Source organism: Rhizobium sp. A22-96, from assembly GCF_053521805.1.
In genome coordinates, this window is record NZ_JBNWDQ010000007.1 from 318,853 (window position 1) to 344,798 (window position 25,946).

Annotated in this window: 27 protein-coding genes and 1 pseudogene; 17 read left to right on the top strand and 11 right to left on the bottom strand. The window is 57.6% G+C overall.

Annotated elements, in window-relative coordinates:
- Window positions 1-19: 19 nt before the first annotated feature.
- Genes ACQZ6F_RS28660 through ACQZ6F_RS28680 form a run of 5 tightly spaced genes read left to right on the top strand, consistent with a single transcriptional unit; the run spans window position 20 to window position 5,801 of the window.
- Window positions 20-967 carry an ABC transporter permease gene (locus tag ACQZ6F_RS28660; RefSeq protein WP_449095635.1) on the top strand — a complete coding sequence of 316 codons (948 nt, stop codon included), beginning with the start codon at window positions 20-22 and terminating at the stop codon, window positions 965-967.
- Window positions 960-1,790, top strand: a complete 831-nt coding sequence (locus ACQZ6F_RS28665) for an ABC transporter permease (RefSeq protein ID WP_449095634.1) — start codon at window positions 960-962, stop codon at window positions 1,788-1,790. The genes ACQZ6F_RS28660 and ACQZ6F_RS28665 overlap by 8 nt, the downstream gene beginning before the upstream one ends.
- A 1-nt stretch (window position 1,791) precedes the next feature.
- Complete coding sequence (gene nikE / locus ACQZ6F_RS28670) at window positions 1,792-3,429, top strand: nickel ABC transporter ATP-binding protein NikE (protein WP_449095633.1); 1,638 nt, start codon at window positions 1,792-1,794, stop codon at window positions 3,427-3,429.
- A gap of 23 nt (window positions 3,430-3,452) precedes the next feature.
- On the top strand, window positions 3,453-4,673 hold the full coding sequence (locus ACQZ6F_RS28675) for a M20 family metallopeptidase (RefSeq protein ID WP_449095632.1): 1,221 nt from the start codon (window positions 3,453-3,455) through the stop codon (window positions 4,671-4,673).
- Between the two features lie 6 nt (window positions 4,674-4,679).
- Window positions 4,680-5,801, top strand: coding sequence for a M24 family metallopeptidase (locus tag ACQZ6F_RS28680; protein ID WP_449095631.1), 1,122 nt, complete (start codon window positions 4,680-4,682; stop codon window positions 5,799-5,801).
- A 256-nt stretch (window positions 5,802-6,057) separates the two neighbouring features.
- Here ACQZ6F_RS28680 and ACQZ6F_RS28685 read toward each other — a convergent pair whose 3' ends face one another.
- From ACQZ6F_RS28685 to ACQZ6F_RS28700, 4 genes are all read right to left on the bottom strand, one after another.
- Window positions 6,058-8,202 carry a methyl-accepting chemotaxis protein gene (locus ACQZ6F_RS28685; protein ID WP_449095630.1) on the bottom strand — a complete coding sequence of 715 codons (2,145 nt, stop codon included), beginning with the start codon at window positions 8,200-8,202 and terminating at the stop codon, window positions 6,058-6,060.
- 16 nt (window positions 8,203-8,218) lie between these two features.
- Window positions 8,219-9,148, bottom strand: a complete 930-nt coding sequence (locus ACQZ6F_RS28690; protein ID WP_449095629.1) for a substrate-binding domain-containing protein — start codon at window positions 9,146-9,148, stop codon at window positions 8,219-8,221.
- A gap of 573 nt (window positions 9,149-9,721) precedes the next feature.
- Entirely contained in the window at window positions 9,722-10,366 is a 645-nt protein-coding gene (locus ACQZ6F_RS28695; protein ID WP_449095669.1) for a GntR family transcriptional regulator, read from the bottom strand.
- Between the two features lie 14 nt (window positions 10,367-10,380).
- Complete coding sequence (locus ACQZ6F_RS28700) at window positions 10,381-10,497, bottom strand: hypothetical protein (protein WP_449096345.1); 117 nt, start codon at window positions 10,495-10,497, stop codon at window positions 10,381-10,383.
- Between the two features lie 574 nt (window positions 10,498-11,071).
- On the opposite strand from ACQZ6F_RS28700, the gene ACQZ6F_RS28705 reads away from it, so the two are divergent.
- Together ACQZ6F_RS28705 and ACQZ6F_RS28710 are read left to right on the top strand one after the other, a co-directional pair.
- Entirely contained in the window at window positions 11,072-12,169 is a 1,098-nt protein-coding gene (locus ACQZ6F_RS28705; RefSeq protein ID WP_449095628.1) for a nucleotidyltransferase family protein, read from the top strand.
- Window positions 12,170-12,321: 152 nt separating this feature from the next.
- Window positions 12,322-12,423 (top strand): annotated as a pseudogene (locus tag ACQZ6F_RS28710) (ABC transporter substrate-binding protein); the annotation flags it as partial.
- A gap of 131 nt (window positions 12,424-12,554) precedes the next feature.
- Here the strand turns inward: ACQZ6F_RS28710 and ACQZ6F_RS28715 are convergent.
- Both ACQZ6F_RS28715 and ACQZ6F_RS28720 read right to left on the bottom strand, forming a co-directional pair.
- Entirely contained in the window at window positions 12,555-13,715 is a 1,161-nt protein-coding gene (locus ACQZ6F_RS28715) for a GGDEF domain-containing protein (RefSeq protein ID WP_449095627.1), read from the bottom strand.
- A 355-nt stretch (window positions 13,716-14,070) separates the two neighbouring features.
- Window positions 14,071-14,475, bottom strand: a complete 405-nt coding sequence (locus ACQZ6F_RS28720) for a DUF4112 domain-containing protein (protein WP_449095626.1) — start codon at window positions 14,473-14,475, stop codon at window positions 14,071-14,073.
- A 255-nt stretch (window positions 14,476-14,730) separates the two neighbouring features.
- On the opposite strand from ACQZ6F_RS28720, the gene ACQZ6F_RS28725 reads away from it, so the two are divergent.
- The 3 genes from ACQZ6F_RS28725 (at window position 14,731) to ACQZ6F_RS28735 (ending at window position 16,031) form a co-directional block, all read left to right on the top strand.
- On the top strand, window positions 14,731-14,937 hold the full coding sequence (locus ACQZ6F_RS28725; RefSeq protein ID WP_077470918.1) for a hypothetical protein: 207 nt from the start codon (window positions 14,731-14,733) through the stop codon (window positions 14,935-14,937).
- 2 nt (window positions 14,938-14,939) lie between these two features.
- Window positions 14,940-15,497, top strand: a complete 558-nt coding sequence (locus ACQZ6F_RS28730; RefSeq protein ID WP_449095625.1) for a hypothetical protein — start codon at window positions 14,940-14,942, stop codon at window positions 15,495-15,497.
- Between the two features lie 219 nt (window positions 15,498-15,716).
- Complete coding sequence (locus tag ACQZ6F_RS28735; protein WP_449095624.1) at window positions 15,717-16,031, top strand: hypothetical protein; 315 nt, start codon at window positions 15,717-15,719, stop codon at window positions 16,029-16,031.
- 159 nt (window positions 16,032-16,190) lie between these two features.
- On the opposite strand, the gene ACQZ6F_RS28740 is transcribed toward ACQZ6F_RS28735, so the two are convergent.
- Complete coding sequence (locus ACQZ6F_RS28740; RefSeq protein ID WP_449095623.1) at window positions 16,191-16,586, bottom strand: hypothetical protein; 396 nt, start codon at window positions 16,584-16,586, stop codon at window positions 16,191-16,193.
- A 101-nt stretch (window positions 16,587-16,687) separates the two neighbouring features.
- Here ACQZ6F_RS28740 and ACQZ6F_RS28745 point away from each other — a divergent pair, with 101 nt between their 5' ends.
- The 3 genes from ACQZ6F_RS28745 to ACQZ6F_RS28755 all read left to right on the top strand — a co-directional run bounded on the left by ACQZ6F_RS28745 (window position 16,688) and on the right by ACQZ6F_RS28755 (window position 18,041).
- On the top strand, window positions 16,688-17,032 hold the full coding sequence (locus ACQZ6F_RS28745) for a hypothetical protein (protein ID WP_449095622.1): 345 nt from the start codon (window positions 16,688-16,690) through the stop codon (window positions 17,030-17,032).
- Between the two features lie 118 nt (window positions 17,033-17,150).
- Window positions 17,151-17,453, top strand: a complete 303-nt coding sequence (locus ACQZ6F_RS28750) for a hypothetical protein (RefSeq protein ID WP_449095621.1) — start codon at window positions 17,151-17,153, stop codon at window positions 17,451-17,453.
- A gap of 105 nt (window positions 17,454-17,558) precedes the next feature.
- The gene (locus ACQZ6F_RS28755) at window positions 17,559-18,041 is read left to right on the top strand and encodes a hypothetical protein (RefSeq protein ID WP_449095620.1); all 483 of its coding nucleotides are present in this window, start codon (window positions 17,559-17,561) and stop codon (window positions 18,039-18,041) included.
- Window positions 18,042-18,107: 66 nt separating this feature from the next.
- On the opposite strand, the gene ACQZ6F_RS28760 is transcribed toward ACQZ6F_RS28755, so the two are convergent.
- From ACQZ6F_RS28760 to ACQZ6F_RS28770, 3 genes are all read right to left on the bottom strand, one after another.
- Window positions 18,108-18,743, bottom strand: coding sequence for a LysE family translocator (locus ACQZ6F_RS28760; protein WP_449095619.1), 636 nt, complete (start codon window positions 18,741-18,743; stop codon window positions 18,108-18,110).
- A 362-nt stretch (window positions 18,744-19,105) separates the two neighbouring features.
- Entirely contained in the window at window positions 19,106-19,747 is a 642-nt protein-coding gene (locus ACQZ6F_RS28765; protein WP_449095618.1) for an NrsF family protein, read from the bottom strand.
- Window positions 19,734-20,291 (bottom strand): sigma-70 family RNA polymerase sigma factor, encoded by a 558-nt coding sequence (locus tag ACQZ6F_RS28770; protein ID WP_449095617.1) that lies wholly within the window; start codon window positions 20,289-20,291, stop codon window positions 19,734-19,736. The genes ACQZ6F_RS28765 and ACQZ6F_RS28770 overlap by 14 nt, the downstream gene beginning before the upstream one ends.
- 266 nt (window positions 20,292-20,557) lie before the next feature.
- Here ACQZ6F_RS28770 and ACQZ6F_RS28775 point away from each other — a divergent pair, with 266 nt between their 5' ends.
- From ACQZ6F_RS28775 to ACQZ6F_RS28785, 3 genes are all read left to right on the top strand, one after another.
- Complete coding sequence (locus tag ACQZ6F_RS28775; protein ID WP_449095616.1) at window positions 20,558-21,169, top strand: hypothetical protein; 612 nt, start codon at window positions 20,558-20,560, stop codon at window positions 21,167-21,169.
- A 127-nt stretch (window positions 21,170-21,296) separates the two neighbouring features.
- Window positions 21,297-22,157 (top strand): cytochrome b/b6 domain-containing protein, encoded by an 861-nt coding sequence (locus ACQZ6F_RS28780; RefSeq protein ID WP_449095615.1) that lies wholly within the window; start codon window positions 21,297-21,299, stop codon window positions 22,155-22,157.
- Window positions 22,154-22,930: a molybdopterin-dependent oxidoreductase gene (locus ACQZ6F_RS28785; RefSeq protein ID WP_449095614.1), complete on the top strand. Its 777-nt coding sequence runs from the start codon at window positions 22,154-22,156 to the stop codon at window positions 22,928-22,930. The genes ACQZ6F_RS28780 and ACQZ6F_RS28785 overlap by 4 nt, the downstream gene beginning before the upstream one ends.
- Before the next feature lie 631 nt (window positions 22,931-23,561).
- Here ACQZ6F_RS28785 and ACQZ6F_RS28790 read toward each other — a convergent pair.
- On the bottom strand, window positions 23,562-24,785 hold the full coding sequence (locus ACQZ6F_RS28790; protein WP_449095613.1) for a multidrug effflux MFS transporter: 1,224 nt from the start codon (window positions 24,783-24,785) through the stop codon (window positions 23,562-23,564).
- Between the two features lie 88 nt (window positions 24,786-24,873).
- On the opposite strand from ACQZ6F_RS28790, the gene ACQZ6F_RS28795 reads away from it, so the two are divergent.
- Entirely contained in the window at window positions 24,874-25,632 is a 759-nt protein-coding gene (locus ACQZ6F_RS28795) for a TetR/AcrR family transcriptional regulator (RefSeq protein ID WP_449095612.1), read from the top strand.
- The last annotated feature ends 314 nt before the right edge of the window (window positions 25,633-25,946 follow it).

Consider the following 25,946-nt stretch of genomic DNA (forward strand, 5'->3'; position numbering starts at 1 on the left):
AACGCCAGGGAACAGGCACTTGTCACCGAACTATCTCCTCAAGCGATTGTTGATGATCGTCTACACGCTCGTCATCGTGTCGCTCATCGTTTTCGCCATTACTCAGATCCTGCCGGCCGACGCCGCAGTGATGATGCTGGGCGAGAACGCCACCGCGCAGGCGCTGGACGCCCTGCGTCAGCAGATGGGGCTTAACGATCCCGTATGGATGCAATATCTGCACTGGTTGAGCGGCATTCTGCACGGCGATTTCGGGCATTCGCTGCGCACCGGCCAACCCATCGGCCCGGTCATGTTCGAAGCCCTGGGACGCTCGTTGCTTCTTGCCAGCCTGTCGATCGCCCTGATGCTGGTGCTGGCAATTCCGCTCGGCGTTATCGCCGCGATGCGGCGCGGACGTCTGGCCGATATGGTGGTGAGCCTCGTTTCCTATGCCGGCGTTTCACTGCCCGAGTTCGTGACCGCAACGGTCGCGGTGCTCATCGTCTCCGATTGGCTGCAACTGCTGCCGCCGACCGGCTATGTGCCGCTTACAGAGAACTTCCTCGACGGCCTCGCCCATCTGGCATTGCCGGTCTGCGTGATCTCGATCATCCTCATTGCTCACGTCTCGCGCATGGTGCGCTCGGAACTCGTCGATGTGCTGCACACGGACTATATCCGCGCGGCGCGGCTGAAGGGTCTTTCCAATTCGCGCGTCCTGTTCGGTCATGCCCTGCGCAATGCGCTGCTGCCGACCATCACCGTCGTCGCTCTCGATGTCGGCTACCTGCTTGGCGGCATCATCGTGGTCGAGGAAATCTTCGCCATTCCCGGCATCGGGCGGCAGCTGATCGTCGCCATCCAGACACGCGACCTGCCCTCCATTCAAGCGGGCGTCCTGCTTATGGCCGCCACCTATTCCATCGTCAATTTCGCGGCCGACATTCTCTATGCCTGGCTCGACAAGAGGATCCAGTATGATTGATCTTCTCAAGCGGCTGTTGCGCACGCCGCAAGGCGCCATCGGTCTGATCCTGATCATTCTGGTGTTCACCATCGTCGCCTTCGGCCCCTGGCTTGCGCCACGCGATCCCGAAGCCATGTCGATCCTTGCCCGTTACAAGGGATCGAGCATGACCTATCTGCTCGGAACGGATCAATATGGCCGCGACATTCTCAGCCGGTTGCTGATCGGCGCGCGCGCAACGGTGGTCACGGCGGTCGTCGCAACGCTCGCCGGAACCTTTGCCGGCGCCTTCATCGGCACAGTGTCCGCCTATCTCGGCGGGCGCGCCGATGAACTGATCATGCGCACCATCGATGCCGTCATGTCCATTCCGAACCTCCTGTTCGCGCTTTTGATCGTCAACCTGCTCGGCTCCGGCAGCGTCAACGCCCTGGTGGCGGTCGCCGTTGCCTTTGCGCCCGGCATGGCGCGCATCACCCGCAGCGTCGCACTATCGATCCGCAAGCAGGACTATGTGAGCGCCGCGATCGCCCGCGGCGAAAGCTCCTCCTACATCATCCTGCGCGAAATGCTGCCCAACGTCATCGCACCGATCATCGTCGAAACCACGATACGCATTTCCTTCGCGGTTATGCTGTTCGCGACGCTGAGCTTCCTCGGGCTCGGCGCCCAGCCACCAGCGACCGAATGGGGGCTGATGGTCGCCGATGCGCGGCAATATATGCATATCAGCGCCGGCATCCTGATCTGGCCGAGCCTTTCCATCGCCATCGTCGCCGTTGGCTTCAATCTGCTCGGCGATGGTCTACGCGATGCACTCAACCCGCGCACGGGAGGATGAGATGAGCGAACCCGCACACAATACGGTTCTCCAGATCCGCGACTATTCGCTCGATTATCTCACAGCGAGCGGCATCTTTCACGCGTTGAAGAACATCGACCTGGAGATCCGCGCCGGAGAAATTATAGGCCTCGTTGGCGAATCCGGTTCCGGCAAGACGTCGCTTGCCTGGTCGATCATGCGCTATCTGCCCGACAACGCCCGCGAAGCCGGCGGCGCCATCCGGCTGCTGGGCGAGGATCTCGCGGCAAAGTCACGGGCAGAGATCGGCCGCATGCGCGGCAAGCACATCAGCATGGTCTTCCAGGACCCGGGCACCTCTCTCAACCCCACTCTCTCGCTCGGCACGCAGCTGACCGAGGCGCTGAGGCGCCATCGCGGGCTTAGCAAGAAGCAGGCATGGAGCGAAGGCGAAGCCATGCTTGCCCGCGTCGGCCTGAAGACGCCGGCGCAGATGATGAGGCGCATGCCGCATGAAGCATCGGGAGGCGAGAAGCAGCGCGTCGTGATCGCAACCGCTTTTGCCTGCAACCCCCAATGCATTATCTTCGACGAGCCGACGACCGCGCTTGATGTCATCACCTCACGGCAAATCCTCGACCTGTTTCTCGATCTGCAGGCGGAAACGGGTGTCGCCTCGCTCTATATCTCGCACGATCTGGCACTGCTGTCGCGCGCAGCCAAGCGCGTGGCGGTGATGCGGCGAGGAGAGATCGTCGAACAGGGCGCGATCAACGATATCTTCGGAACTCCGCGTCAGGATTACACTAGGGAGTTGCTAGCAGCCGTGCCGCGACCGGACAAAAGGCTGCTCGAAACGCGCCCATCCTATCAGGCCGAACCGCTGATGGAAGTCGAGAATGTCAGTGTGCACTACGGCCGCAAGCCGTTTCTCGCGGCGCTGACGGGCCGCACTTTCGAACGCTTCGCCGGCAACCGCGCTGTTACGCTCAGCGTACAGCCTGGAGAAATCCTTGGGATCGTCGGCGAATCCGGCTCCGGCAAATCGACGCTGGCCAAGGCGATGACCGGTCTCAACGCGTTCGAGGGAAAGATAAAGTTTGCCGGGCGTACCATCACTGGCCTTGCGGACATGAACAGAAGCTATCGCAAGGATGTCCAGCTGATCTTCCAGCATCCCGACGCCTCGCTCAATCCGCGACAGAAGATCCATGAAATTCTGGCGCGGCCGCTGAAATTATATGGCAATGATCAAGGCGGCTCACAGTCGCAGCAGATCGGCGATCTGCTGGAACAGGTCCGTCTGCCGCGCACCCATGCCAATCGTTATCCGCACCAGCTGTCGGGTGGTGAAAAGCAGCGTGTCGCCATCGCGCGTGCCTTTGCCTCCAAGCCGAAACTCGTCATCTGCGATGAGATCACCTCGGCGCTCGATGTTTCCGTGCAGGCCTCGATCGTGCAGCTGCTGCTGGAACTGCATCGCAAACACGGCACGGCCTTTCTCTTCATCACCCACGACCTCAATCTCGTCCGTCAGATCGCACACCGCATCGCGGTGATGTATCGCGGCGACCTTGTCGAAGTGGTGCCGGCCGCCGAAATCGCCAGCCCCGATCGCGCCGACTACACCCGTCAGCTGATCGAGGCGGTTCCGGCGCCGGCGGGCGCATCGTTCTAGAATTGCAAATCAAGGAGCACACAATGGACCCGAAATCGCTCGTCGGCAAAATCGACGAGAAGAGCTGCCTCGACTTCCTGTCGAACATGGTGCGTCACAAGAGCCACTCCCAGACCGATGGTGAGCGCGAGCTTGCCCGCGTCATGGCGCGCGAGATGGAGTCCCTCGGACTCCGCTCCGAGTTGCAGCCTTTCGACAACGGCCAGCGCTTCAATGCCATCGGGCGCTTGAAAGGCACGGGCGGCGGCAAGAGCCTGCTGTTCAACGGTCATCTCGATACCAATCCGGTCACCGAAGGCTGGACCGTCGATCCCTGGGGCGGCCTTGTCGACGACAAGTTCATCTACGGTATCGGCGTTTCCAACATGAAGGCGGGCGACGCGGCCTATTTCTGCGCCGTCAAGACGCTGCTCAACGCCGGCGTCAAGCTCAAGGGCGATGTCATCCTGACCTACGTGGTCGGTGAGCTGCAGGGCGGCATCGGCACGCTCGCGGCCATCCGCAGCGGCGTCAAGGCGGATTATTTCATCAACAGTGAACCGAGCGACCTCGCGGCCGTGACCATGCATGCGGCAGCATTGAGCTTCGTCATCGAGCTGACCGGCGACACCCGCCATCTCTCCAAGCGCGAACAATCGGTCGACTCCATCGCCGCCGCTTGCGACCTCATCCCGCGTATCAACGCCATGACGTTCAGCGACGCGAAAAGCGAGGTCCATCGCTCCATCAATCGCGGCCATGTCGGCGTCGTCCACGGTGCTCTCGGGCGTGATCTCGAAGAATGGCGGCCGCCGCAGGTTTCCGACTTCGTCCGCATCCGGGGCTCCGCCCGCTACGCACCCGGCCAGACGCAGGAAGGCGTTCTCGCCGATCTCGCCGGCGAACTCGTCGAACTCGAAATGCGTTTTCCGGGGCTGAAGGCCAAGCTGGTTCCCGAGATGATCGAAGGCCGGCCGCTGATGCCGCCTTTCGAGGTATCGCCGACCTCGCGCATCGTCACGTCGATCAACGCCGCCTACGAGGCCGTGCGCGGCGAGAAGCAACCGACGGGTGCGATCACGCCGACCCGCTTCTATGGAACGGATGCCGGGCATCTTTATCACGAGCTCGGCATGGAAGGCATCGTCTGCGGTCCGGGCGGGCGCTACAACACCATGCCGGACGAGCGGGTCGACATCGTCGATTATCTCGACATGATCCGTGTCTACATGCTGACCATTCTCGACATCTGTGAGATCGCCTGAGGTCCCATGTTTCCTCGTGACGAATATGACTGGCGGATTGCCAAGGCGCATGCCGCAATGGACGCCGCCGCTGTCGATCTCCTTTTGATCGACAGCGGCGAGCTGCTGGCATGGCTGACGGGCTATACCGTTTCCGAAACCATGTATCGTGCCGCCCTGCTGCCGCGTCATGGACAGCCGTGGTTCGTTCTGCGTGAACTCGACGAGGCGCCCTGCCGGGAAAAGACCTGGATCGCCGATGTCATTGGCTTTGCAGATATCGACGATCCTCATCAGGCGGTCGCAGACAGCATCTGCGCCCGAGGCTTCGCTGACGCCCGGATCGGCGCGGATGTCGGTGCTTACAGCTTCAGCGCCTACACGGCCGCCAAGCTCAAGGCATGCCTGCCACTGGCGGAATTCATCGCCCTTCCCGGCATCAGCGACAGCTTGCGCTGGATCAAATCGTCGCGCGAGATCGCTGTTCTGACGGATGCGGCCGCCATCGCCGATAAAGCCATGCGGGCCATCGCCGAGACCATCCGCTCGGCGATGTCGACCCGCGATGCAGCGGCGATTGCGGCGGCGACCTTCCTGCGGGAGGGCGCCGATACCGGCGAGACCGGACCGATCGTCAAGGCGAGCGGCAGTCATGAATTTCTCCACGGCGCGCTCAAGAATGACGCCTTGGGTGCGGGAGATATCTTGCACGTCGAGCTGATTCCGCGCATCGGTGGTTATGGCGCGCGGCTGATGCGGCCGATCATCATCGGCGATCCGGCCGCCGAGCTTCGCGACGCAGCTTCACGTATCGTCGCGCTTCAGGACGAGCAAATTGCAACCATGAAGCCAGGCATTCTTGCGCGAGATGTGGACGCCGTCGTCCGCAATGGCCTTGTTGCGGAGGGGTGGAGAGCCGCCTACGACAACGTCACGGCCTATACGCTTGGTCTCTATACGCGCACGCCGCGCACGAGCGACTTTTCCCGCGTCTTTCTGCCAACGGCGGGTTGGGTGCTTGAAGAAGGAATGGTCTTCCATGTGTATGCCAGCGCCTGTGGCCTGGGCTTCAGCGAAACAGTCGTGGTGACGCCTGAAGGCGGCAAGCGACTGACATCGACCGCTCGGCAAGTCCTCACCGCCGACTAGCGGCACCTAAACTTCCTTCGACGACGACAGAGGCGCTCGGTTGAGTGATACAACATCATCAAGAGAGCCTGAGATCACTGGCCAAGCGCCACGGTATCGACCAGACGGCCATTGCCAGATGGAGGCACGCAATTGTCGCCGTGGGATATTCTACGTCGACGTTTTTCGCGATTGTATCCAATGGAGATGCAACGAACAGGCCGGGTTGCGCCGTCGGCAACCCGGCCCGTTCTTCGGCATGCGTCAGGCGCCGGCACTAAGACGCTAACGCGTAAAGACGTTGTCCTGAAGTCGCCGCGCTGCGTGTCCTGAACCGTTGCACCAGATCGGCGAGGTTCTCGGTCTCCTGGGTAAGGCTCTGGGCCGCCGCGGTGGTCTCTTCCACCATCGCTGCATTCTGTTGAGTGACCTTGTCCATCTGATCGCCGGCCGCCGAGACTTCTCTCAGACTGGCAGCCTGTTCACGCGCGGCAACCGCAATCTCAGCGACCGTGGCGCTCATAGCGCTCACCTGTTCGACGATCTGTGCGAGAGACGTACCGGATTCGCCGACGAGCTCCACGCCCGCTTTAACCTGTGCCGAAGACGTAGAGATCAGAGCCTTGATCTCTCTGGCTGCGCTGGCCGACCGCTGGGCGAGCTCGCGTACTTCCTGAGCGACGACTGCAAAGCCTTTCCCCGCCTCGCCCGCACGCGCTGCCTCCACGCCCGCGTTAAGGGCAAGGAGGTTGGTCTGGAAGGCGATTTCGTCGATGACGCCGATGATATTGCCGATCTTGGACGATGAACCTTGAATCTCCGTCATCGCCGCAATCGCGCGAGCGACGATCGCCCCGCCGTTCTCGGCATTGGCGCGTGCGGTGGCGACCGCACCCTGAGCATGGCTTGCGCCTTCCGCAGTGCCATTGACGCCCCGCGTTACATCACCAAGCGCTGCCACGGTCTCCTCAAGTGAAGCAGCCTGCTGTTCCGTGCGGCGTGCGAGATCATTGGAGGCTGTCGAGATTTCCGCAAGGCCAGACCTGATCGTACCAACTGCGCGGATAACGGAATCGAGAGCCTCTTCCAGACTGGAGACCGAGTTGTTGAAATGATCCCGGATGCGGACATAACGACCGTCAACCTCGCCGACACGGACGGTAAGGTCGCCCTTCGAAAGCGCATCGAGACCCAGGGAAATCTGCTGGAAGGCATGCTCCATCACCTGGGCATCCGCAAGACGTTCGGCCTCCTGGCGCAGGCGCTCTTCTTCGGCGGCAAGGCGGGCACGCTCGGCGTTGGCTTCCGCCATGACCTTGCCGCGTCCCGTCTCCTGGAAGATCTTCAGCGAGCGCGCCATGGCGCCAAGCTCGTGACCATGCTCGGTACCGTCCACGACCATCGTGTCGTCGCCATGCGCCAGCCGCTCCATCGTCCGCGCCATCTTACGCACCGCCGCTGAAATCAGCTGTCCAACGAAATAGGCAAGCACCAGACCGATCACGATCAGAAGACCACTGATCACGAGCGTCGAGCGGGCGGCAGAGGCGACCGTCGTATCGACCGAGCCATCGAGCGCCTTCTGCGCATCCATGACGGTAGCCTGCAGATCCTTGAAGCCCGTGGCGATTTTCGGTGCCAGGACATTCAGTTCACTCTCGCGGATCTTGTCGGTCGCCAGCAATACGTCCCTTACATCGCCGAGACGGCTTGTGTAATTCTGCATCAGCTGCCCGGCACCCAGAATGCGCTTGCGCTGCAGGTCATTCTTTGCTGCCTTGGCGGCAGCATCGTTCAGAGCCATGGCATCGTTGAGCGCCGACTGAGCCGTGTCGTAGGATGCCAGATCTCCCGCATGGATAAAGCGCTCCGAGAAATAGAGGCTGCGGTTCAATGCTTCGAGCGTCGCGCCTGTCATGTGCAGCAGCGTCACATCGTTCTGTCGCCATGCGCTACGCATGACGTCGTTGAGCGCAATGCTGGTCCAGGGCCCGAACTCGGTGACCTTGGAGATCAAGGCATCGCGCCTTGCGTGTAGGGATACGATCTGCTCGAAAGCCTTGCCGTAGGTGGCAATGTCCTGACGGATGGTTGCCATCCCGGTCTGCAGAGCACTGTTGCCCGCAAAGCGCTGGTCGTCGGCGTCAAACGCCTTCACGCCGGCGCGAAAACGGTTCACGACATCCTGGGTCGGGCTGGAGCGGAAAGCTTCCACCGACACCTGGATTTCGTTCAGCTGGTCGCTGTAGCCGGAAATGGCGAGGCTCTGGCCGGCGGTGCTACGGTAGGAGGAGAAGATCGACGAAAGTCCCTCCATACCGGAAATCGCATTGACCGAGAGCAAGCTCATCAGCAGGATCAGCGGCAGGAAGCCCGCCGTAATCTGCGCGCGGATGCCTAATTTATTCCAAAAGCGCAACATGATGATCCCCTTGTGCTCACTGGGTCTTCGGCAGGTATTGAGCGATATTTTGTGGCGTGACGAGCTCGAAGGGCACGTTGTTTTCTCGTGGCACCTTCTGCCCGTTGATGAGCTTGATTGCGGCATCGACCGATGTCGCCCCCTGCCCGGTGGCGCTCTGGAGAATGGTGACATCCAGATCGCCGGCTTGCATCGTCGCCAGAGCATCGTCGGTCGCATCGACGCCGGCAACGACGACATCCTTCATCGACATGCCGTTCCTCTTCATGGCGCGGATCGCACCGACGGCCATCTCGTCATTGTTGGCGATGACCGCGTCGAACTTCACCCCTGCCGACAGCCATTCCTGCATCTGCTGGTCGGCATAATCGCTCGACCAATAGGCCGCCTGCCGCTCCACGATCTGGAGGCCCTTGCATTCAGGCGTGGCGATGACATTGTCGATGTCCTGCGTGCGGGCGCGGGCCGCCGCATGGAAGGGTTCACCCATCAGCACCACGACGCGCCCCTTGCCCTTCAGAAGCGAGCAGACTTCCTTGGTCTGCAAGGTTCCCGATTCGGCTTCATCTGACGCGACCACAACCTGGTTTTCCGGTAGGTCCGACAGGTTCGAGGGGACGTTGTTGATATAGACCAGCGGAATATGAGCATCGGTGGCAAGCTTGGTCATTTGCGGACCGAGGTCGCCATCGGAAACGGCAAGGATAATCGCATCGACCTTGTCGGCGATAAATTGCTCGATCTGCTTCTTCTGAAGCTCGTTGTTGCCATTGGCGTTCTGCGTTACGAGCTTCAACCCAGAAATCGTCTTTCCGTGCGACAAAACTCCGTTCAGCAATGCGGTCCGGAACTTATCCAGGCCAGACATCGATACGCCGATCGTCTGAGCGTGCACGGCCGAGGCGACTACCGATATTACCAATGTGGCAAGTATGGTTTTTCTCATGATCCCCTCTCAACGAGATATTTGGTGAGATGAGGATTTATATTACTATTTTGGTTAATATTTACTTTTTGACAATAAATCTAAATTAGATTTAAATAATAAGTGCAATCAAACGTGGAATTTCTCAAATATAAATAAAACGCCTCAACGCACACTAGATAAATACCCCTTAAAGACGTTGATTTGTGTCGCCAGAACAGACCGTGTAGGAATGCGAGCGAGTGAACTGTATTGATTGGCTTCTCGTTTCGACCCATCTAGTCACGTTCATATTCTCCGCCGTGAATGAGCAAAAGCGAAGCATTCCAGCACATTGGCAGTACCTGTGTAGGTCACAGAAAATGCCCAATCGGGAGAACTTTTTCCCAGTGCGCTATTGAACCTCATGCACATAGCGATGCGTCTCGTCGTCGCCCGATGGCGTGCGACAAGGGCCGGGGCGGCAGACTGATCGTAAGAGACCTCATCGAATGGAATTGAGAAGGAATGTGCCGCTTTGGCGGGAACGACAACGCAGGTATATTTTTGGCGATCTCCAGCCACTTATCGATTGCGGCTGTTCAGTGAGTATAGCTATGACGCCCCATATTGCGGAGCAAACGACAGGGCAGCCTGGAGATGCTTAGCCATAAGCTGGGCCGCGCGCTCGCGTTGTCCCAATGAGATTGCATCGAGGATGGCAACGTGCTCTCGGCACCAGTCCTTCACGCGCCGGCGATTGGTGTAGCCACCAAATTCCAGCAATCGCCGCAGCCTGTTCTGCTGCTGGATGGATTGCAGGAAGAAGATATTGCCGCTGAACTCAGCGATCATTTCGTGGAACTGTGCATCCGTCTCGAACAATTGGCGGGGGTTTATAGACGTGATGTCAGGACGCGCCTCCAGATCGAGGTGCTGAAGACGCGATCGTTCCAAAGCGGCAGGGTCGTGGCGAAAGGTGTTCAGCAACAATGCAGCGGGCTCGATCGTGCTACGAAAGTCGTAACTGTTGCGCAGGGCTACCTGCGTGTCGAGTGTGGGCAGGAAGCTCCAGCCCCTGCCGCTGTTTCGCGCAAGCAACCCGTCATTGACCAGATGGGTGAGCGTTCGCTGTAAAAGGATGCGGTCCACGTCGAAACGACGAGCGATTTCCGACTGGGTGAAGGTTTCCGGGAGCACGCCGGAAAGGCGATCTTCGACAATCCGCGAATAGAGATCCTGATCGGCCGTCGCGGGCACCTCCAAGTCAGCCCTTAGCAGCTCTTCGGGGGTGCCTTCAAGAAAAAGCCCTGATTCCTCCGTGCCTCCACGACACCGTGTTCCACAAGCAGCAGCGCAGCACGAACCGGTGTTCTCGATACGCCGATCAGATCGCCGAGCTGCTGTTAGTCAATGGACCGTCGGTTATAATGTTTCAGCCGAGACATTATAACGCCGCCGAAAATGCTATTTAAGCAAGCAACGCTTCGCTGAAAGACAAAAGGAGCTAAGCTAAGCACCCTCAATTAGCTTGGCCAGAATCCTTGGTCTTGAGGGATACGAGCCAACGACTTCATTGCAAGGATCAGAACGACTGAGTTGGTGCTCAAGGCGTTGCGAGAAATGGTTCTGCGTCATTCGGAGAACCATCGTCGCTACTCCGAGTAGGCGTACGCCAAGTCCGACATCATTCGATCGCCCGGACCGTCTTTGGCGATATGGCCGCCAATGATTTAGCCTGCCCCACAGCGCTTTCCATGGTTGCCAATGGATACGGCGCGCTCTTGGACCATCCATGATACAGTCGCCTCTTCCCCACCTCACCTACTTCTGTTATTACCATTTTTGTGGAAATGGTAATAACTGGCTGGAGCTGGTAATGAATGACCTTCTTGGCATCTGCAAGCAATTCCTCGAGAAGCCGTCGGAGATGGTCATGAGGCTCGGGGTGAAGGATCGAGATTCTTGAAAAGCATTGATCTCATGTATCAAACTATGCTGGCCGAACTGGCGCAACGGTCCATGGACGCAGCATGGACCGCAGACTTCCCTCCGGAGGGCCGCTTCATCACGTCCGAGGTCAAGGGCAAACGATATTGGTATTTCGACCACTCCGACGGATCAGGTGGGAAGACGCGCCGTTACGTCGGTCCTGCTGCTGATCCGGAGATCACGCAGCGCGTCAATGACTTCAAGCACGATAAGGATGATCTCCGCGCTCGGAGACGAATGGTGTCGTCGCTGACGCGCGAGGGAGGTATGATCGCCCCAGATGCCATATCCGGCGACATCGTGGCGGCCCTTGCGGCCGGCGGCCTGTTCCGACTGCGCGGCGTGCTGATTGGCACTGTGGCCTTCCAGACCTATTCAGGGATACTCGGCGTGCGGCTCCCCATGGCTGCACTTCTGACTGGGGATGCCGACCTGGCGCAGGATTACGCAATCTCACACGAGATGGAAGACAGCCTGCCCCCGATCGTCGAACTCCTGCAGGCGGTCGATCCGACTTTTCGACCGGTTCCTCATCGATCCGGATCTGCAGCTTCGAGTGCATTCCAGACGGCCTCGGGCTACCGGGTCGAATTCCTGACATCGAACCGCGGCTCCGACGATCACATCGACCAACCCTCTCGAATGCCCGCCCTCGGCGGCGCGAACGCAGATCCGCTGCGATTTCTCGATTTCCTAATCCGGGATCCGATGAGGACCGTGCTACTTCACAAGAGCGGTGTCCCTGTGACGGTCCCTACCCCTGAACGATATGCTGTCCACAAGCTCATCGTCGCATCGCGGCGCCGCATCGATGGCCAAGGAGTACTCAAACGGGACAAGGACATCAGACAGGCTGCCCTTCTCGTCGAAGCTCTCACCCAGACGCGCCGACAGTCGGACCTTGCCCTCGCCTACACCGAGGCATGGGATCGAGGCCCCGCATGGCAGGACGGCATCCGCGCCGGGGTCGCATTGTTCTCGGAGGCTGAGAAACAAGATCTCAGAGATGCCCTCCGCATCGGCGGTCAGCAAATCGGAGAAGCGATCAGCATGCCGTTCTCACAGGATTAGAGGACAGAGTGTTGATTTCTGCCTTACGTTGATCCGCTTTTTCATTTCGTACGGATCCGCCCGCACTGCAAGAAAATGTTTTCGATCAACACCATAGATGCAATTAGTTGGCACAACGCGAAATGAAAAAGTGGCGCAAATCTAGCTGAAACTCAACAGAGGATGGCGCAAAGTATTTCCTGCAGAACTATAGCACGATGTGGACGAAATGGGTGTCGCCCGATGTAGCAGAAAAGGTGAAAGCCGCCCTTTGAGGTTTGTGCCTGAAACATCCGGTCGCTTGGCTCGACCGGATACATCAAAGCTCTTGATCTGCATTGAACCTCAGGGACTGCCCTCATCCGCGATGCCGTTAGGCTGATGAACCAGGGAGCGCAGCCTTTGACTACTCGTGAATTGCTTGCCGAAGGGTATCACGGTCAGCGTCGCAAACACGGTTTCGTCCACTGGCCTTCGCCAAGTACAATGCGCGATCTGCCCCTCGACAAAGATCCGAAAGCATCGCTCCATGTTGAAACGCTCTTGCGATACCGACACTTGTCGTCACCGTGACCTCGGAACCAAGGCTCGAAAAGCGGAGGCCTGCGACGGTTTTGCGGATCCGCTCCGCATGAAGTACGGCATCTCCCGCGATTGCCGGAAGGAAAACGACGAACTCCTCGCCTCCGTGACGCGCGAGTAACGCGGATGCCGGCAATATTGACTGTACCGCCTGGGCCATCGTCGAAAGAACTTCGTCACCCAGGGCGTGCCCAAACCGATCGTTCAGCTGTTTGAAATGATCCAGGTCTAAAAAGAGAATCGCGTCACCCTGTTTTGGTTTGCTTGGTGCGTTCGCATTGAAGAAGCGGCGATTGTAGAGCCCTGTCAGCGGGTCGCGGTCAGCAAGTTTTTGAATCTTCATGCGCTGGCGTTCGCTGATGAAAATCACGATCGCAATCGCCAGCACGAACTTTGAAAGGATCATCATAGAGAAGCCCTCGACAACGTCGAGTACAGGGAATGAATGGAAGGAGAACTCCATCCCCATGATCAACGATAGCAGGCTGGCGGCCGCAAGTATTGCGGCAATGAGTTTCCGGATCGGTAGCGGCTCGTGAGAAGCGTCCCGGCAAACAACCCCGGCTGCTGTCGCCATCGTCACGAAACCAAGTAATGTAAACGTGGCTGCCCGGTAGGTGTTATCCAGATGAAAGCCTGTGATCAGGCCTGCTACCAAAGTCCCAACCGCTGGCAAGAACACAAGCCACGTATTCAATTCCCGTTCTGGATTGCTGATCAGAATGAACGCCGAGGCCAACAAACAATATCCCAACACGGCAAGTGCAATGTTGATGAGGCTGAGTATCCCGTAAAGTCCTGGATAAAGTTCTGCATATCCTGCCAATGTTGCGCCCGCTGCGAGCACTAGAAAGCTTGTCGCGAGAAGCCCTACACCTCGGCTCTCTGTAGAAGTTAGCCGCAAATATCCTAGGGTCAAAGCACCGGCTATATAGGACGTCTTCTGCAGAAAGAGCACAGTCGGAAGATCGAGTTCGGTAATCATCTAGCACCAAGGTCGTTTTTTTGAGCTTCCATACCTGGCAATTGCTGAATCTTTTGCGAAGGTCCATAAAGCTTAGAAATATTTTCTAAAGTTCTTGGACGCGGCAACCCTCCATTAAGCGAAGACCACAAGCTCCGAAGCTCAAGTATTGCACCCTAAATCCCTCACGCTGTCGCAAACCTGCGCCACACTCATTAGGCGTCCAACATCCCTCGGGCCTGGAAGGCAGAGATGACGGCGAAGCTCTTGAGTGGATTCGAGCTCATGACCCCTTCGAATATTGTGATATACCTGAGATCAACCTTTACCGCCCCGTTGGTGCCGCGAAGCGACAACTAACTCTGAGGTGCCGGGTTCAAATGCGCGTTTTGGCAAGATCATCGCGCGTCATCCCGAAATGATCGAGCACGATATCGACGTTGCGTTTGTTTGCCTTGAAATACACGTCGAATAAGTCGCCGAGGATCGGCACGCTGCCACCGAATGCGTCGATGCCAACGTTGAGCAACATGCCCAGCAGCTTCTCCTTTGGCAATCCAAGTCGTCTTGCCTCGTTGACGAGCACCAGGCTGATAGCCGCCCCGGCTGCGTCGCCCAGTCCCGGGGCCAGCCCTAACACGGAGTCCGCTCCAAATCGGATACGGGTGAAGGGGATCGTAACCGCAGTATCCATCAGGGTTGCGACCGCGGCCATTCGCCGGAGACGGCGATTGCGGTCGAAGGTATCATCGTAGCCGTAGTAGGCGGATGCCGTTGCCATTGTCCGAACTCCGATAGTTGAAACGGCTGATAAAGCGTCACCCCAGAACCTCAGTTGGTTCGAGTTAGCCGGGCGTCGACAATGCTACCGCCGGTAAATGGGGTCGCAGCCGGGCTAGTTCAATTCGACAAGGCTCCGGCTTGACTCTTCCTGAAAATGAGAACATTCATAGAACAAACAAGGCCACTCGGCCTCAGTTTACTGAAAATCTGACAAAGACGACCGCCTTCAATCGGCGGAACGGAGACGTGTACCGTGAAGACGACCGAATACACGATGACCGAGCGCGATGCGAAGATATTCAACGATCTCGTCGCATTCCTTGGAGAAGACGTGTTTGACGAGCGGCAGGGCGACGGCGCCACCCGCAAGTCCGAAGCATTCCTGAGGATGATCTGGGATGCCAGGAGCGTCCTGGAGGAACTCGGGGCCCGCGATGGCGCCAGATCGCAAGGAGAGTGACAATGGCAAATGCGATTTCTCTTGAAGAAACCTATGACGATGAGCCGAGCCCGAAGGCTGGAACTCTGACCATCAGCGGTAGTGACGCAATCGCCTTGGACAATTTTGTAAGGCACGTCAGCATTCGCTGCTATGACGAGCGCTTCGACGGTGGTGGTAAGAAATCCCGCGACCTGAGTTTGCAGCTTGAGCGCATGCGCGAAATCCTGGATACGCTGCTCGACTATCCGGAGATCGAACAGTCCTACTACTGGATCAACGCACAGGACATGCAGGCGGATGAGGCCGCCCCGGATCTGTTGGCGGCAGTAGCAGATCGATCAGGCATAAATTTTCACCAGGTCTGCCTTTACCTTGCTCCGGACAGCATTCCGTCAGGCACACTGCAGCTCGCAGTCGACGACCATGCTGGCGAGACCTGCGGGATAGTCACCATGCCGATGTGGCCAACGACATTGGTCAGCGCACTGACGTGGACGAAGAGCGGCGCAACGCTTGATGATACGATAGACACCTTGACCGCCTCGATTCCATTAAACTTGCAGGAGAACCAGCCTTGATGGCTGACAGGCCATCATGGCGTCGTGCCGGATCGACGGTTCGGAAAAGACTTCACCAATTCGCCGACCGCTTCCAACTGGCTCAAAAAATCGGGAATTTCGTCCGGCACCAACCGACCCGGCCCGCATGGGGCGAGGATCAGCGGGACAATTCGGCTTGACAAGGCCTGACCGCCGCGCAACTTTACCGCGACGAATTCTCGAGATTCAAGGAACACTGTGAGCAGCACAACCGACTTTATTGCCGAGCTGGTGCGGGCCGCAAATGAGGTCGAGAAGTTGTCACCGCATGAGGTCAGCCGCATGCTTGACAGATCGGTGAATACAATCCGGGAGCTTCGACAAGATCTCGGGATCGTTCCGGTGCCGGGCAAAGATGCACTGATTTACATCCGCACTGTTTCGGCAGGAGCCGCTCGGGTACCAAATGAAGAGTGGCGCCATGGTCTTTTGCATGCCGCCGAGATGATCCGCGACCTGCATATTCTGCGCGATACTGGTACCGAGTTTCGATTTTCCGAAATCGAGCGTTGAAAGCTTCGGGCCTTGGAATGTTCGTGAAACCAATCGAATTATCAGCATGGCGACCATCAAGGTATATCGCCAAGGCTATGGTCGGGTCGCTTAGGATGCAGAAAGCAATGCCTGTACGGGAGGACCGTTGTTGCTTCGGCAAGATAATTCAGCTTGGACTTAATCGAACAGCCGTTTATCCGGCACAGGCGGTTGTTGCAAGAAGGCAGCCGTCACAGACGATACCGTCCAGAGAACGCCCATCACACCGGACACAAAGCACAAATGCGAGATACCTGCCGCGAAATTAGCCCGGTTCGGCGCAATGAATTCGAATAGCCACGGAATACCCGCGCCGACGAAGGGAGTAACGATCCAGGCTACCCATCTGACGCCACACCGGGCGGCGAAATATTCGATTGGTGCGAATATGAATACGGACATACCGATACAGGGCACCAAGAGAAACATGACTATTATCCAGCCAAGCCCCCCACCCGTCACCGCGACGAGCACGAATCCACACAGCAGTTGAAGGGCAATCCGCCCGAAAAGGCCACCAAGCGTCATATACATTCACCCCTTTGGACTACTCTACGCTACGTAGGATTGCAGCCGCGTTTCTCGCATGGATAAAATGCGAGCCATCCTATGAATGTTCGGGAGATCAAAGGCGTATGGGACTGTTCGACTTTCTAAAGCGCCGGAAAATGCCAGCGACAATCGAAGATGCCATGGCTTCCCAGGCAGCAGACTTCGTCAACGCCTTCTCACACCCGCAAGCGCCCATCGATGCGTCGAAGCTCGACTACTCAGAAAGCTCGTTGCGGCTCGTTGATCAGGTTCTGGATGATTTTTACAGGAAACAGGCCCCGTTGCCCGAGGACCTCCACTTTCTAGCCTCCTCCTATGTTTTCGAAACTGCTCGACGTCAATTTGGCGGCCGTTATCTTCGCGGCGACCAGGATAACCCATTCGTGCTGTCATCGGCGAGCCGGAATTTCGGCTTGGCGTTCTGGTGATGGGCAAAATCAGGGGCCGAGCTACCGACGGACCGGAAGATAGTATTCCGTTCTTCTACGCTGGCATTGCGCCGTTGGTTGAAAAGCGAGCCGACGCGACGCTGGCCTAGAGGAGGTAGTGGCTGGCCACCAACTGATTGGGGATGAATTCGGAGAACGATGGGTGCGAAAAGTGCTGGGAACGTTTTGTGCAGAGAGCCGCAACGGGACGATGATCATCCTTGAGGGAATGTCCGATCTTCCCTTCGGCACCAACCTCATTGTGAAGGTGCACGCGCCCGGCAAAGAAGTGAGAGAGGCTACCGCCATCAAGGATCGGCTTCATTCGCGCGCCCTCACGCCCATGTTAATCGAGGGTTTCCTTTTAGTCGGGATGGAGAAGTCCGATCTTGAAGACGGTACGCAAATCGAATTTTGTTGAGACGCCGCATAGTCAGATCATTGGACCAATCGCCTTCTGCCTGCAAACCACCATGGCTCCATTGCACTCGTGACTTGCCAGAATTCGTGAGGTATTGAACTTCGCATGAAGTCCGCGCAGCTTTCATATCATGTCGCTTTTCCTGAAACACCGATCAGTGGTCGTGCCGGTGCACGCTGGCATGGCTGGCTTCGGCAAAGGACCGATGCTGGACAGTACAAGCGTCCGAGCAGGATTGCGCATCCATTTCAGAGCCAGCGAAAACTATGGTGTTTGCTATCGGTCGAGTTTCAAGGCGTTGAGCTTCGATTTGCGATGCCCGCCGAGTTGGATTTGTTCATAGCGACGATGTCGCGAAACCCGCTGCCCTCGGGGCGTTCACTTGCTCCGGATTGCGCTATCGGACGTCTCAATAGACATTGGCTTTCCAGACTGCCAAGCAAGGCGAAGTCCTGGAAGTTTCGGGAAGCCGTGTGCAAGTATCTTCAGGAAAGTGAAGCAGCCAAACAATTCAGGGCATTTTACGAGGATCTGCCTCTGCAGTTTCAATTCGACGGCATTCATGACTCCTTCCAGGAAGCGCAATAGCCCGAAGATAACCTTCGGTAATGGCAGCAAGCGTGGCGCTTGGGTGTCGTTTGCAGATAAAAAATTCTAACGACGCTCAGCTGCTATACGCAAACCGAGGCCGAGCAGCGCCACTCCCGTCACGCCCTCTATCAATCGGCGGACAGCCGGTCGGCGCAGGAAGTTGCCGAACCTGGACACAAACACAGCATAAAGAATAAGCCAAACGAGGGTCATGAGAGAGAATGTCACACCTAAGAATACGAGCGCCCAGAATGTAGCCTCGCCGGAAAGCACGAACTGCGGAAGCAGGCTTGCAAAGAAAACGGCCATCTTGGGATTGCCGAGATCACTGACTAAACCCTGTCGAAATGCCGCGAGCGGCGTCAGACGTCGCACGGTAGATCCTGGACCGTCGACCGTTGTTGTGGCGACGGATGGCCAAGTGGCCTCACGAAGCGCCTGGATGCCCAGGTAAACAAGGTAGGCAGCACCCGCATATTTTACTGCGACGAACAAGGGTTCAGACGCGATCAAAACGGCAACAATCCCAACGCTCGTGGCCAAGGCCCAGACCAATTGCCCAGTGGCGATGCCTAGAGCTGTCATGACCCCGCCTGTGCAACCGCCGAAGAGCGTATTGCGGATCGTAATCGCTGTGTCAGGGCCAGGTGTGACGATGACAACGAGAGCGACGCCAAGAAACGCCAAGAAATTGCCCATCAGCCTGCTCCACTTCAAAGCTGTGCATTGAGGTTAGACGTCATGATACGAGATTTGTTGGTCTAAACCATTGCCGAAAAGACGAGATCACTCAACCTCAAGGTTTCGGACCACCCTGAGAACCGTTGCGGAAAGAAAGGGCAACCACTATGCAGCGGCAGGTATCTGGATGCCCGTGCTGCGCGCTCATTGTTGAATTCCATGTGAAACTCGCCCAAAGTTCCATTTCGCAACTACCTACAGATGGTTCAAAATTAGGAACGATTTCAAGCACCTGTCGCGGCCTAATAGGGTCAACGCCGAGCGGAAAAATGGGTCAGATCATGGTGGACTTCAACACGCCAGGCATTTCCCTTTGCCGGTTACCAACGCAGACTGAGTTTGCCGACGACGCTTCCCAATAACCCACTCAGCAGAATGCCAAGGGTGTACCAGAGTGCGATAAAGGGGATTCCGTTTTCGACGCAAGCCAATGCGTATACCCACGCGCCAATCGCGCCAGCACATGCGCCGGCGACGAAGCCGGCAAGTCCCGGATTGAAGGGGGCCGCGCGGCGCAAAAACCACATGTTTGCGAAGAATGCCGGAAGACCGAACGCAACGATGAGGAACGGGCAAAAAAGCGCCGAAAATCCGAATATCAAGCCTGGATAGGATGACGTCGGCGACAGGACGAGCTGACCAATCGCCAGCAGTGCAATGACAGCAAACGCTGCCATCGATACGCGAATCATATTGCCGATTAGACCGTCAGGGCGAGCAACGTGATCAAGCGCAATTATCGTCGCGCCCATCAAACCTGCCGAATATAAAAACTTGACCCAAAAGGCCGCCATTGTGACGTGGTGCGAATGCGAGCGGAAAGCGAACGATGCGAACAGAGCAAAAGCCGCGCCGATCACACCGAAAATTATGGCGGAGGCAAGCCGCATCCGCAGCGCATGTCGGCTTACGGGAGTAAGGTCAGCCACCAGAGTGTCTATGAGATTATCAATCTTCGTCATTGGCAAAACCCAGCTTGCGTCCAATCGCGCGCATCCCTCGGTGAATGCTGACACGAACCATTACTTCCGACTGCGCCGTATCGGTCGCGGCTTCAGCGGTCGTCTTTCCCGCGATCTTGACCTGCCGCAGGAGCTCCTGCTGCTTGGCGGGCAACTGATCCAAGAGCCGATCGACATCCAGATGGGCAAACAGCGCCTCCTCGCGAAACTCCGCCGCAACCTCGTCCAGCAATGCAACTTCGACACCGTTCTTTCTATCGCTCGCTCTGAAGTGGTCGATCAGCTTGTACTTCGCGATTTTGAAGAACCACGCGGTAAACGGCCTTTCCCGATCATAGGTAATCCGTCGGCTATGAACCGCCAAAAGTACCTCCTGGACCAAATCCTCTGCGTCCTGTGGGGCGTTAGACCCAAGCCTCTTGCGAAAAAACGTTAAAAGGAGATCCCGCAGAATAGAGAGCAAACGCCTGTATGCTGCCTCATCGCCATCAAGCGATAGAAGCATCAAACCTTTCAGGGCCTGTTCCGATACCGATTTAGTCATTCACGGACCATCATTCGTTGCCTGAGGCGACTTGTTACACACCAGGCTCAGTTTTTTATCGCCTCTATCGTGATCACATCCGCGTGACCGCTGCAACACAATCGCACGAACTCCGAATGAGGGTACGGAATTGAAGACCAGATTGCTTTCGTCGGTTGGACGCGATTGCAAGCTGGCCAGCTTCTCCAAAGCGATCACTTCCACGCGCCGTGCCCGTCGGCCGAGCGGGGATCATAGACCAAAGGATGAAAGATATGGAGAGCAGAATGTCGCTATCAAAAATGAAGATCATCGGCGTAGCAATTGCCCTTGGCACACTGGCCGCAGTGTCTGCCCACGCTGCCGATAAGGCCCGTGTTCGGGGCGTTGTGGAAAGCCTCAACGGCGATACGCTGGTGGTCAAGTCGCGCGAAGGTAAAGACGTCACGATCATGCTGAAGTCTGGTTGGGCGGTCAACGGGATCGTCAATGCCTCCGTCACGGACATCAAGCCTGGCGATTTCGTCGGCATCGCTTCGGTGCCGACGGATAGCGGCGTCAATGGCGCACTTGAAGTGCTGATCTTCCCGGCCGCCATGAAAGGCACCGGCGAAGGCGACTACGGCTGGGATCTGAAGCCGAAGAGCTCGATGACCAATGCGACGGTTGCGAGCGCCGTGACTTCGGTCAACGGTCCGACCCTGTCACTGACCTACAAGGGTGGAGAGAAGAAGATTTCCATCCCGCCGGGCACGCCTGTCGTCACCTTTGGCAAAGCCACCAAGGACGATATCAAGCCGGGCGCCGGCGTCATCATCAACGGTACGACGACGGGCGACAACATGGTCGAATCGGACCGCGTCTTGGTCGGCATCAACGGCGTCGTCCCGCCGATGTGATCTGCTCTAAAGACTGCAAGACGGCCCCACCGCAAATAGCGGTCGGGCCGTCAGCGCGCGAAAAAATCGCGCCGATTGATCTTAATCGAACGAGCCGTTTCCAGGCAGCATCATCGGGGTAACGAACATGGCCAGTATAGAGCAGATCGGCACCGCGCCGCCGCCGCGCCCGGCAAAAATCTTCATCCGGCGGCATTCGGTTCTGACCCGGATCACCCACTGGATCAACGTCCTCTGTCTGACCCTGCTGCTGATGAGCGGCATGCAGATTTTCAATGCCGATCCGCAGCTGCATTGGGGTAACTACGGCGCCGTCGAAGACCCGTCCTGGTTCGAGATCGCAAGCGAGCAGGACGGCGATAATATTGTCGGTCGACTGCGCATAGGCAGCCTGTCGATCACGACAACAGGCATTCTCGGCGCCTCCGTGGTCGACGGCGAGATGACACCGCGGGCCTTTCCCGCTTGGGCGACCATCCCGAGCTTTCAGGATCTGGCAACCGGCCGTCGATGGCACTTTTTCTTTGCCTGGCTCTTCGTCATAAACGGCTTGGTTTATGTACTGTATAGCCTGATCGGCGGGCATTTCCGCCGTGATCTGCTACCCACACCGAAAGATGCTTCGCCGCGCAACATCTGGCACGAAATCAAGGACCATGCCCGCTTGCGCTTTCCAAAAGGCGAGAAGGCGAGGCGCTACAACGCCCTGCAGAAGCTGACCTATCTTATCGTCATATTCATCCTGTTGCCGCTGATGATTGGCTCGGGGCTGACAATGTCTCCCGCGATGGATGCCGGTTATCCTTTCCTGCTCGATATCTTCGGTGGTCGCCAATCAGCCCGCGCCATCCATTTCATAACCGCCTGGAGCCTGGTGCTGTTCGTCATTGTCCATGTGGCAATGGTTATCCTCTCCGGCCTCTGGAACAACATGCGTTCGATGGTGACCGGCCGCTATGCCATCACCAATGAGGAGACAAAGCGATGAATTCGATCCTGACCCGCCGCCGCTTCCTCATAGGCTCCGCCGCCGGTCTTGGCGCGATCGGCCTCACGGGCTGCGATGACGTCGTGCAGAACCAGCACGTCCAGCAGGTTCTGGCCATGGCCGAGCGTCTGACTATGGGCACCCAGCGGCTGATCGTCTCGCCGCAAGCGCTGGCGCCGGAGTATACGGAGGCCGATATCTCGCCGAGCTTCCATCCGAACGGATCGACCCAACCCGGCAGCGCCGAATACGCCCAGATGAGGCAGACGAACTTCGTCGACTGGCGGCTCAAGATCGACGGCCTGGTCAACAGGCCGATGGAGTTATCGCTGGAGGACCTGAAGAAGCTGCCGTCCCGCACGCAGATCACGCGCCACGACTGCGTCGAAGGCTGGAGCGCCATCGGCAAGTGGCAGGGGGTGCCACTCGGGCTGATCCTGCAGAGTGCCGGCTTGAAACCGGGTGCGCGTTATGCCGTCTTCTACTGTGCCGACGAACTCGAACAAACGCTCGACGGAAGCGGCCGCTATTATGAAAGTATCGACCTGATCGATGCTTTTCATCCACAATCGATCCTTGCCTACTCGCTGAATGGCAAGGATCTGGCAGTGGAACACGGCGCACCGTTGCGCCTGCGCGTCGAGCGCCATCTCGGCTACAAGCATGCCAAATATGTCATGCGCATCGAGATACGCGACAGGTTTAACGACCTGTGGGGCGGTAATGGTGGGTTCTGGGAGGATCGTGGCTATGAATGGTATGCCGGTATCTGAGGCGTACGTGCAAAGCCGCTCCGCTCGCTCATCGCTTTCTATGCGAAGTCTGAGGCACGTATCCATGATAGTTCGGCAACCGTTCGCTGGCCGGCTCAATGACAGCGATTGTTCTCCAAGAAGCCGGATATTCGGCCCACTGCCGCAATGCCAAAAACTATGACGTTTCTAATGGCGCAGCTGACATCCATTGAGCTCCAGAAATGAGGGGCAAAGCCGATTAAACTCGCCGATCGAATTCGACGTCACCATCTCATGAAACCGGTGAACCGACGCGGTCTTGAAGGGATGTGAGCCAACGACCCCGTTGTTGCAAAAGTCCTGAGCGTCAAATTTTTCAATAGCATACACTGGCTTGACCCCGATGGAATGTGAGCGCAACGAACACGCCAATTTGTTGACGGCGCAAGTTTGTGTCGATTGCTATCGGCGAGCAGCGTGGGTGAAGGCGCCGCAGCGATGATTTGGTGCGCTTGCCGAAAAGTTCGGTTTCGCACCGATCCAACTCGGCGAGCTCTGTTGCCTTGATTCGCTGTCCGAAGATGGAGCCGCTCCCAAGGCGCACTTCGCTCGCGCTGAAGAGGCCTCGGTGCGGGTCTGCACAAGCCGCTGCAATCGGTGGCAGCAAGATCTACTCCGCCGCCGCCACATGCCTGCTCTTCAGCACTGCGATCGAAAGGAGGAACACGATGGCCGAGCAGGTAGCGATGATGACCACCATCGGTCTTGCCGTACCGTCCATAAACATACCGCTGACGCCAACCACCAGCGCCGATGTCATGAACTGGACCGTGCCCATCATCGCCGAGGCCGTGCCAGCGATACGACCATGGTGCTCCAGTGCCAGTACCGCCGCATTCGGCACGATCATTCCAAGGAAAGCGTAGCCCGCAAACAGGAAGGCAGCCATGATGTCGAGGCGATCGACTCCACCGGCCAATATGACAGCCAGCGCCAGCATCGTCAGCGCATAACCACAAACCGCACCGCGAATGACCTTGCGCAAACCAATCCGGCGGGCGAGCCAGCCGTTCATCTGCGACATGCCGATGAAGCCAACCGCATTCATAGAAAAGACCAGGCTGTAAAAGGTCGGAGAGAGCCCGTAATGGCCGATTAGTACGAAGGAAGAGTTGGCGACATAGATCATGTAGCTTGACATGCCGAAGGAGGCCATCAGCACCAGACCGAGATAGTACGGGTCCTTAAGGAGTGTTCCATAGGCTTTTAATGCCCCGCCGAGGCTGCTTTCACTGCGAGCCGCAACCGGACGGGTCTCCTCAAGAAAAAAGCGGCCCGCGACGAAGCCGACAACACCGGCGAAGACCATGACCCAAAAGATCAGTCGCCAGTTCCCGAACGCTGTCACGATGCTGCCCGCAAGCGGCGCCAGAATGGGTGAGATACTGAAGACCAGCATAAGCCGCGACATCAGTTGCGCGGCGGCAGCACCCGTATGCAGGTCGCGCACGATGGCGCGGGCAATCACGACGCCGGCACAGGCGCCGGTGCCCTGAATGAAACGGAAGGCGACCAGCCAGCTAATATCGGTAGAGAGCGCGCAGCCGATCGCGCCGAGGATGTAGAGCACCAGACCGACATACAGAGGCCGCTTGCGGCCAAACATGTCCGACAGGGGACCATAGATAATCTGCGACACAGCCATGGCGGCGAAGAAAGAGATCAGGCTTGCCTGAACTGCGTGGCTGTCAGCGTGAAGATCCAGACTGATCGTCGGCAACGCGGGTAGATACATGTCGAGGGCAAAGAGACCGACGGCTGAAAGAAGGCCAAGGACGATGGCATGGTGGGAACCGCCGGCCCCGGGGGATGAAACGAAATCCTTGCTCTGCACGGCAAAAACCTTTCCCGCACACCATTCCCCTGACGAAGCAAAGCCTCATACAAAAAGCATGTGACGGGGATTGAGTGGGCGATTATAGATGGGACAGCGGAAAGACGACGATGGTTCCAATGCATTGCCCGTCATTCCTGTAAAATATTTTGGACAGTATTGTCCAATTGGTCAAGCCCTATATGGTAGTGTCATGAAAACTTCGCCCGCAGCGGTTTCTTCCGAGACAGAGAGTTGCCCACCCGCCACCAGCAAACGTCAGGCAATCCTGAACGCGGCCGCAGACGTTTTTGCCGAGGACGGGTTTGCAGCAGCGAGCATCGATGCCATCGCAGCAAGAGCCGGCGTGTCACGTCAGACGGTGTACAATCAACTCGGCGACAAGGATAATCTATTCAAGGTTGTGGTCGCAGAGATCACCGAGAAGTCGAGCGCCGGCTTCTTCCGGGTGCTGGACACATTTCCCGTGGCGCCCGTCGACCTGGAAAGAGAACTGACCGAATTTTCAGCGCTTCTCCTGCGCAAGGCTGTCTGCGATCCGAATGGTCGCTGGCTACGCAAGCTCCTCGAGACCGAAGGCGGTAGATTTCCCGAACTATTCGAAACCTGGAAGGAATATGGGCCGGGAAAGAAATACCCTGCCATTGCAGCTCGCTTGGCGCAGCTTGCGCTGGCTGGCCATCTCGACATAGAGGATCCGGCCCTTGCCGCGCGCCAGTACATGGCGCTGCTCGCAACAGATCTGCGGATCAACCAACAGATCGGACGTGCAACTCCGGATGAAGAGGTCGACCGCATGGCAGGAGAGGCAACGAAGACATTTCTGCGCGCATTCGGCAAGCGCTGATGGCATCGCGGCCGTAACAGTAATAGAAGATATGACGCTTTCGCAGCCAAACTTCTCGTCTCTGCTGCGCACTAGATATGCCCCCTGGTTACCGGCATAACTGCGTCCGATCGAAGACATTCGGCGCCATGGGCTGAAGTCTGACCGTCCTTGCCGCGGCCAATTCGGCTATATCGACCGTGTGAGCAACGCAAGCATCGGGTGTTGGCTCCGCCCCTGTGACTAGCGCCGAGTAGTTTTCGAAGCTCTTGAAGAGATTCGAACCCGCGGCACGTTGATTTTCGCTGTGAATTGACCGTTTTCCCACCATGGCT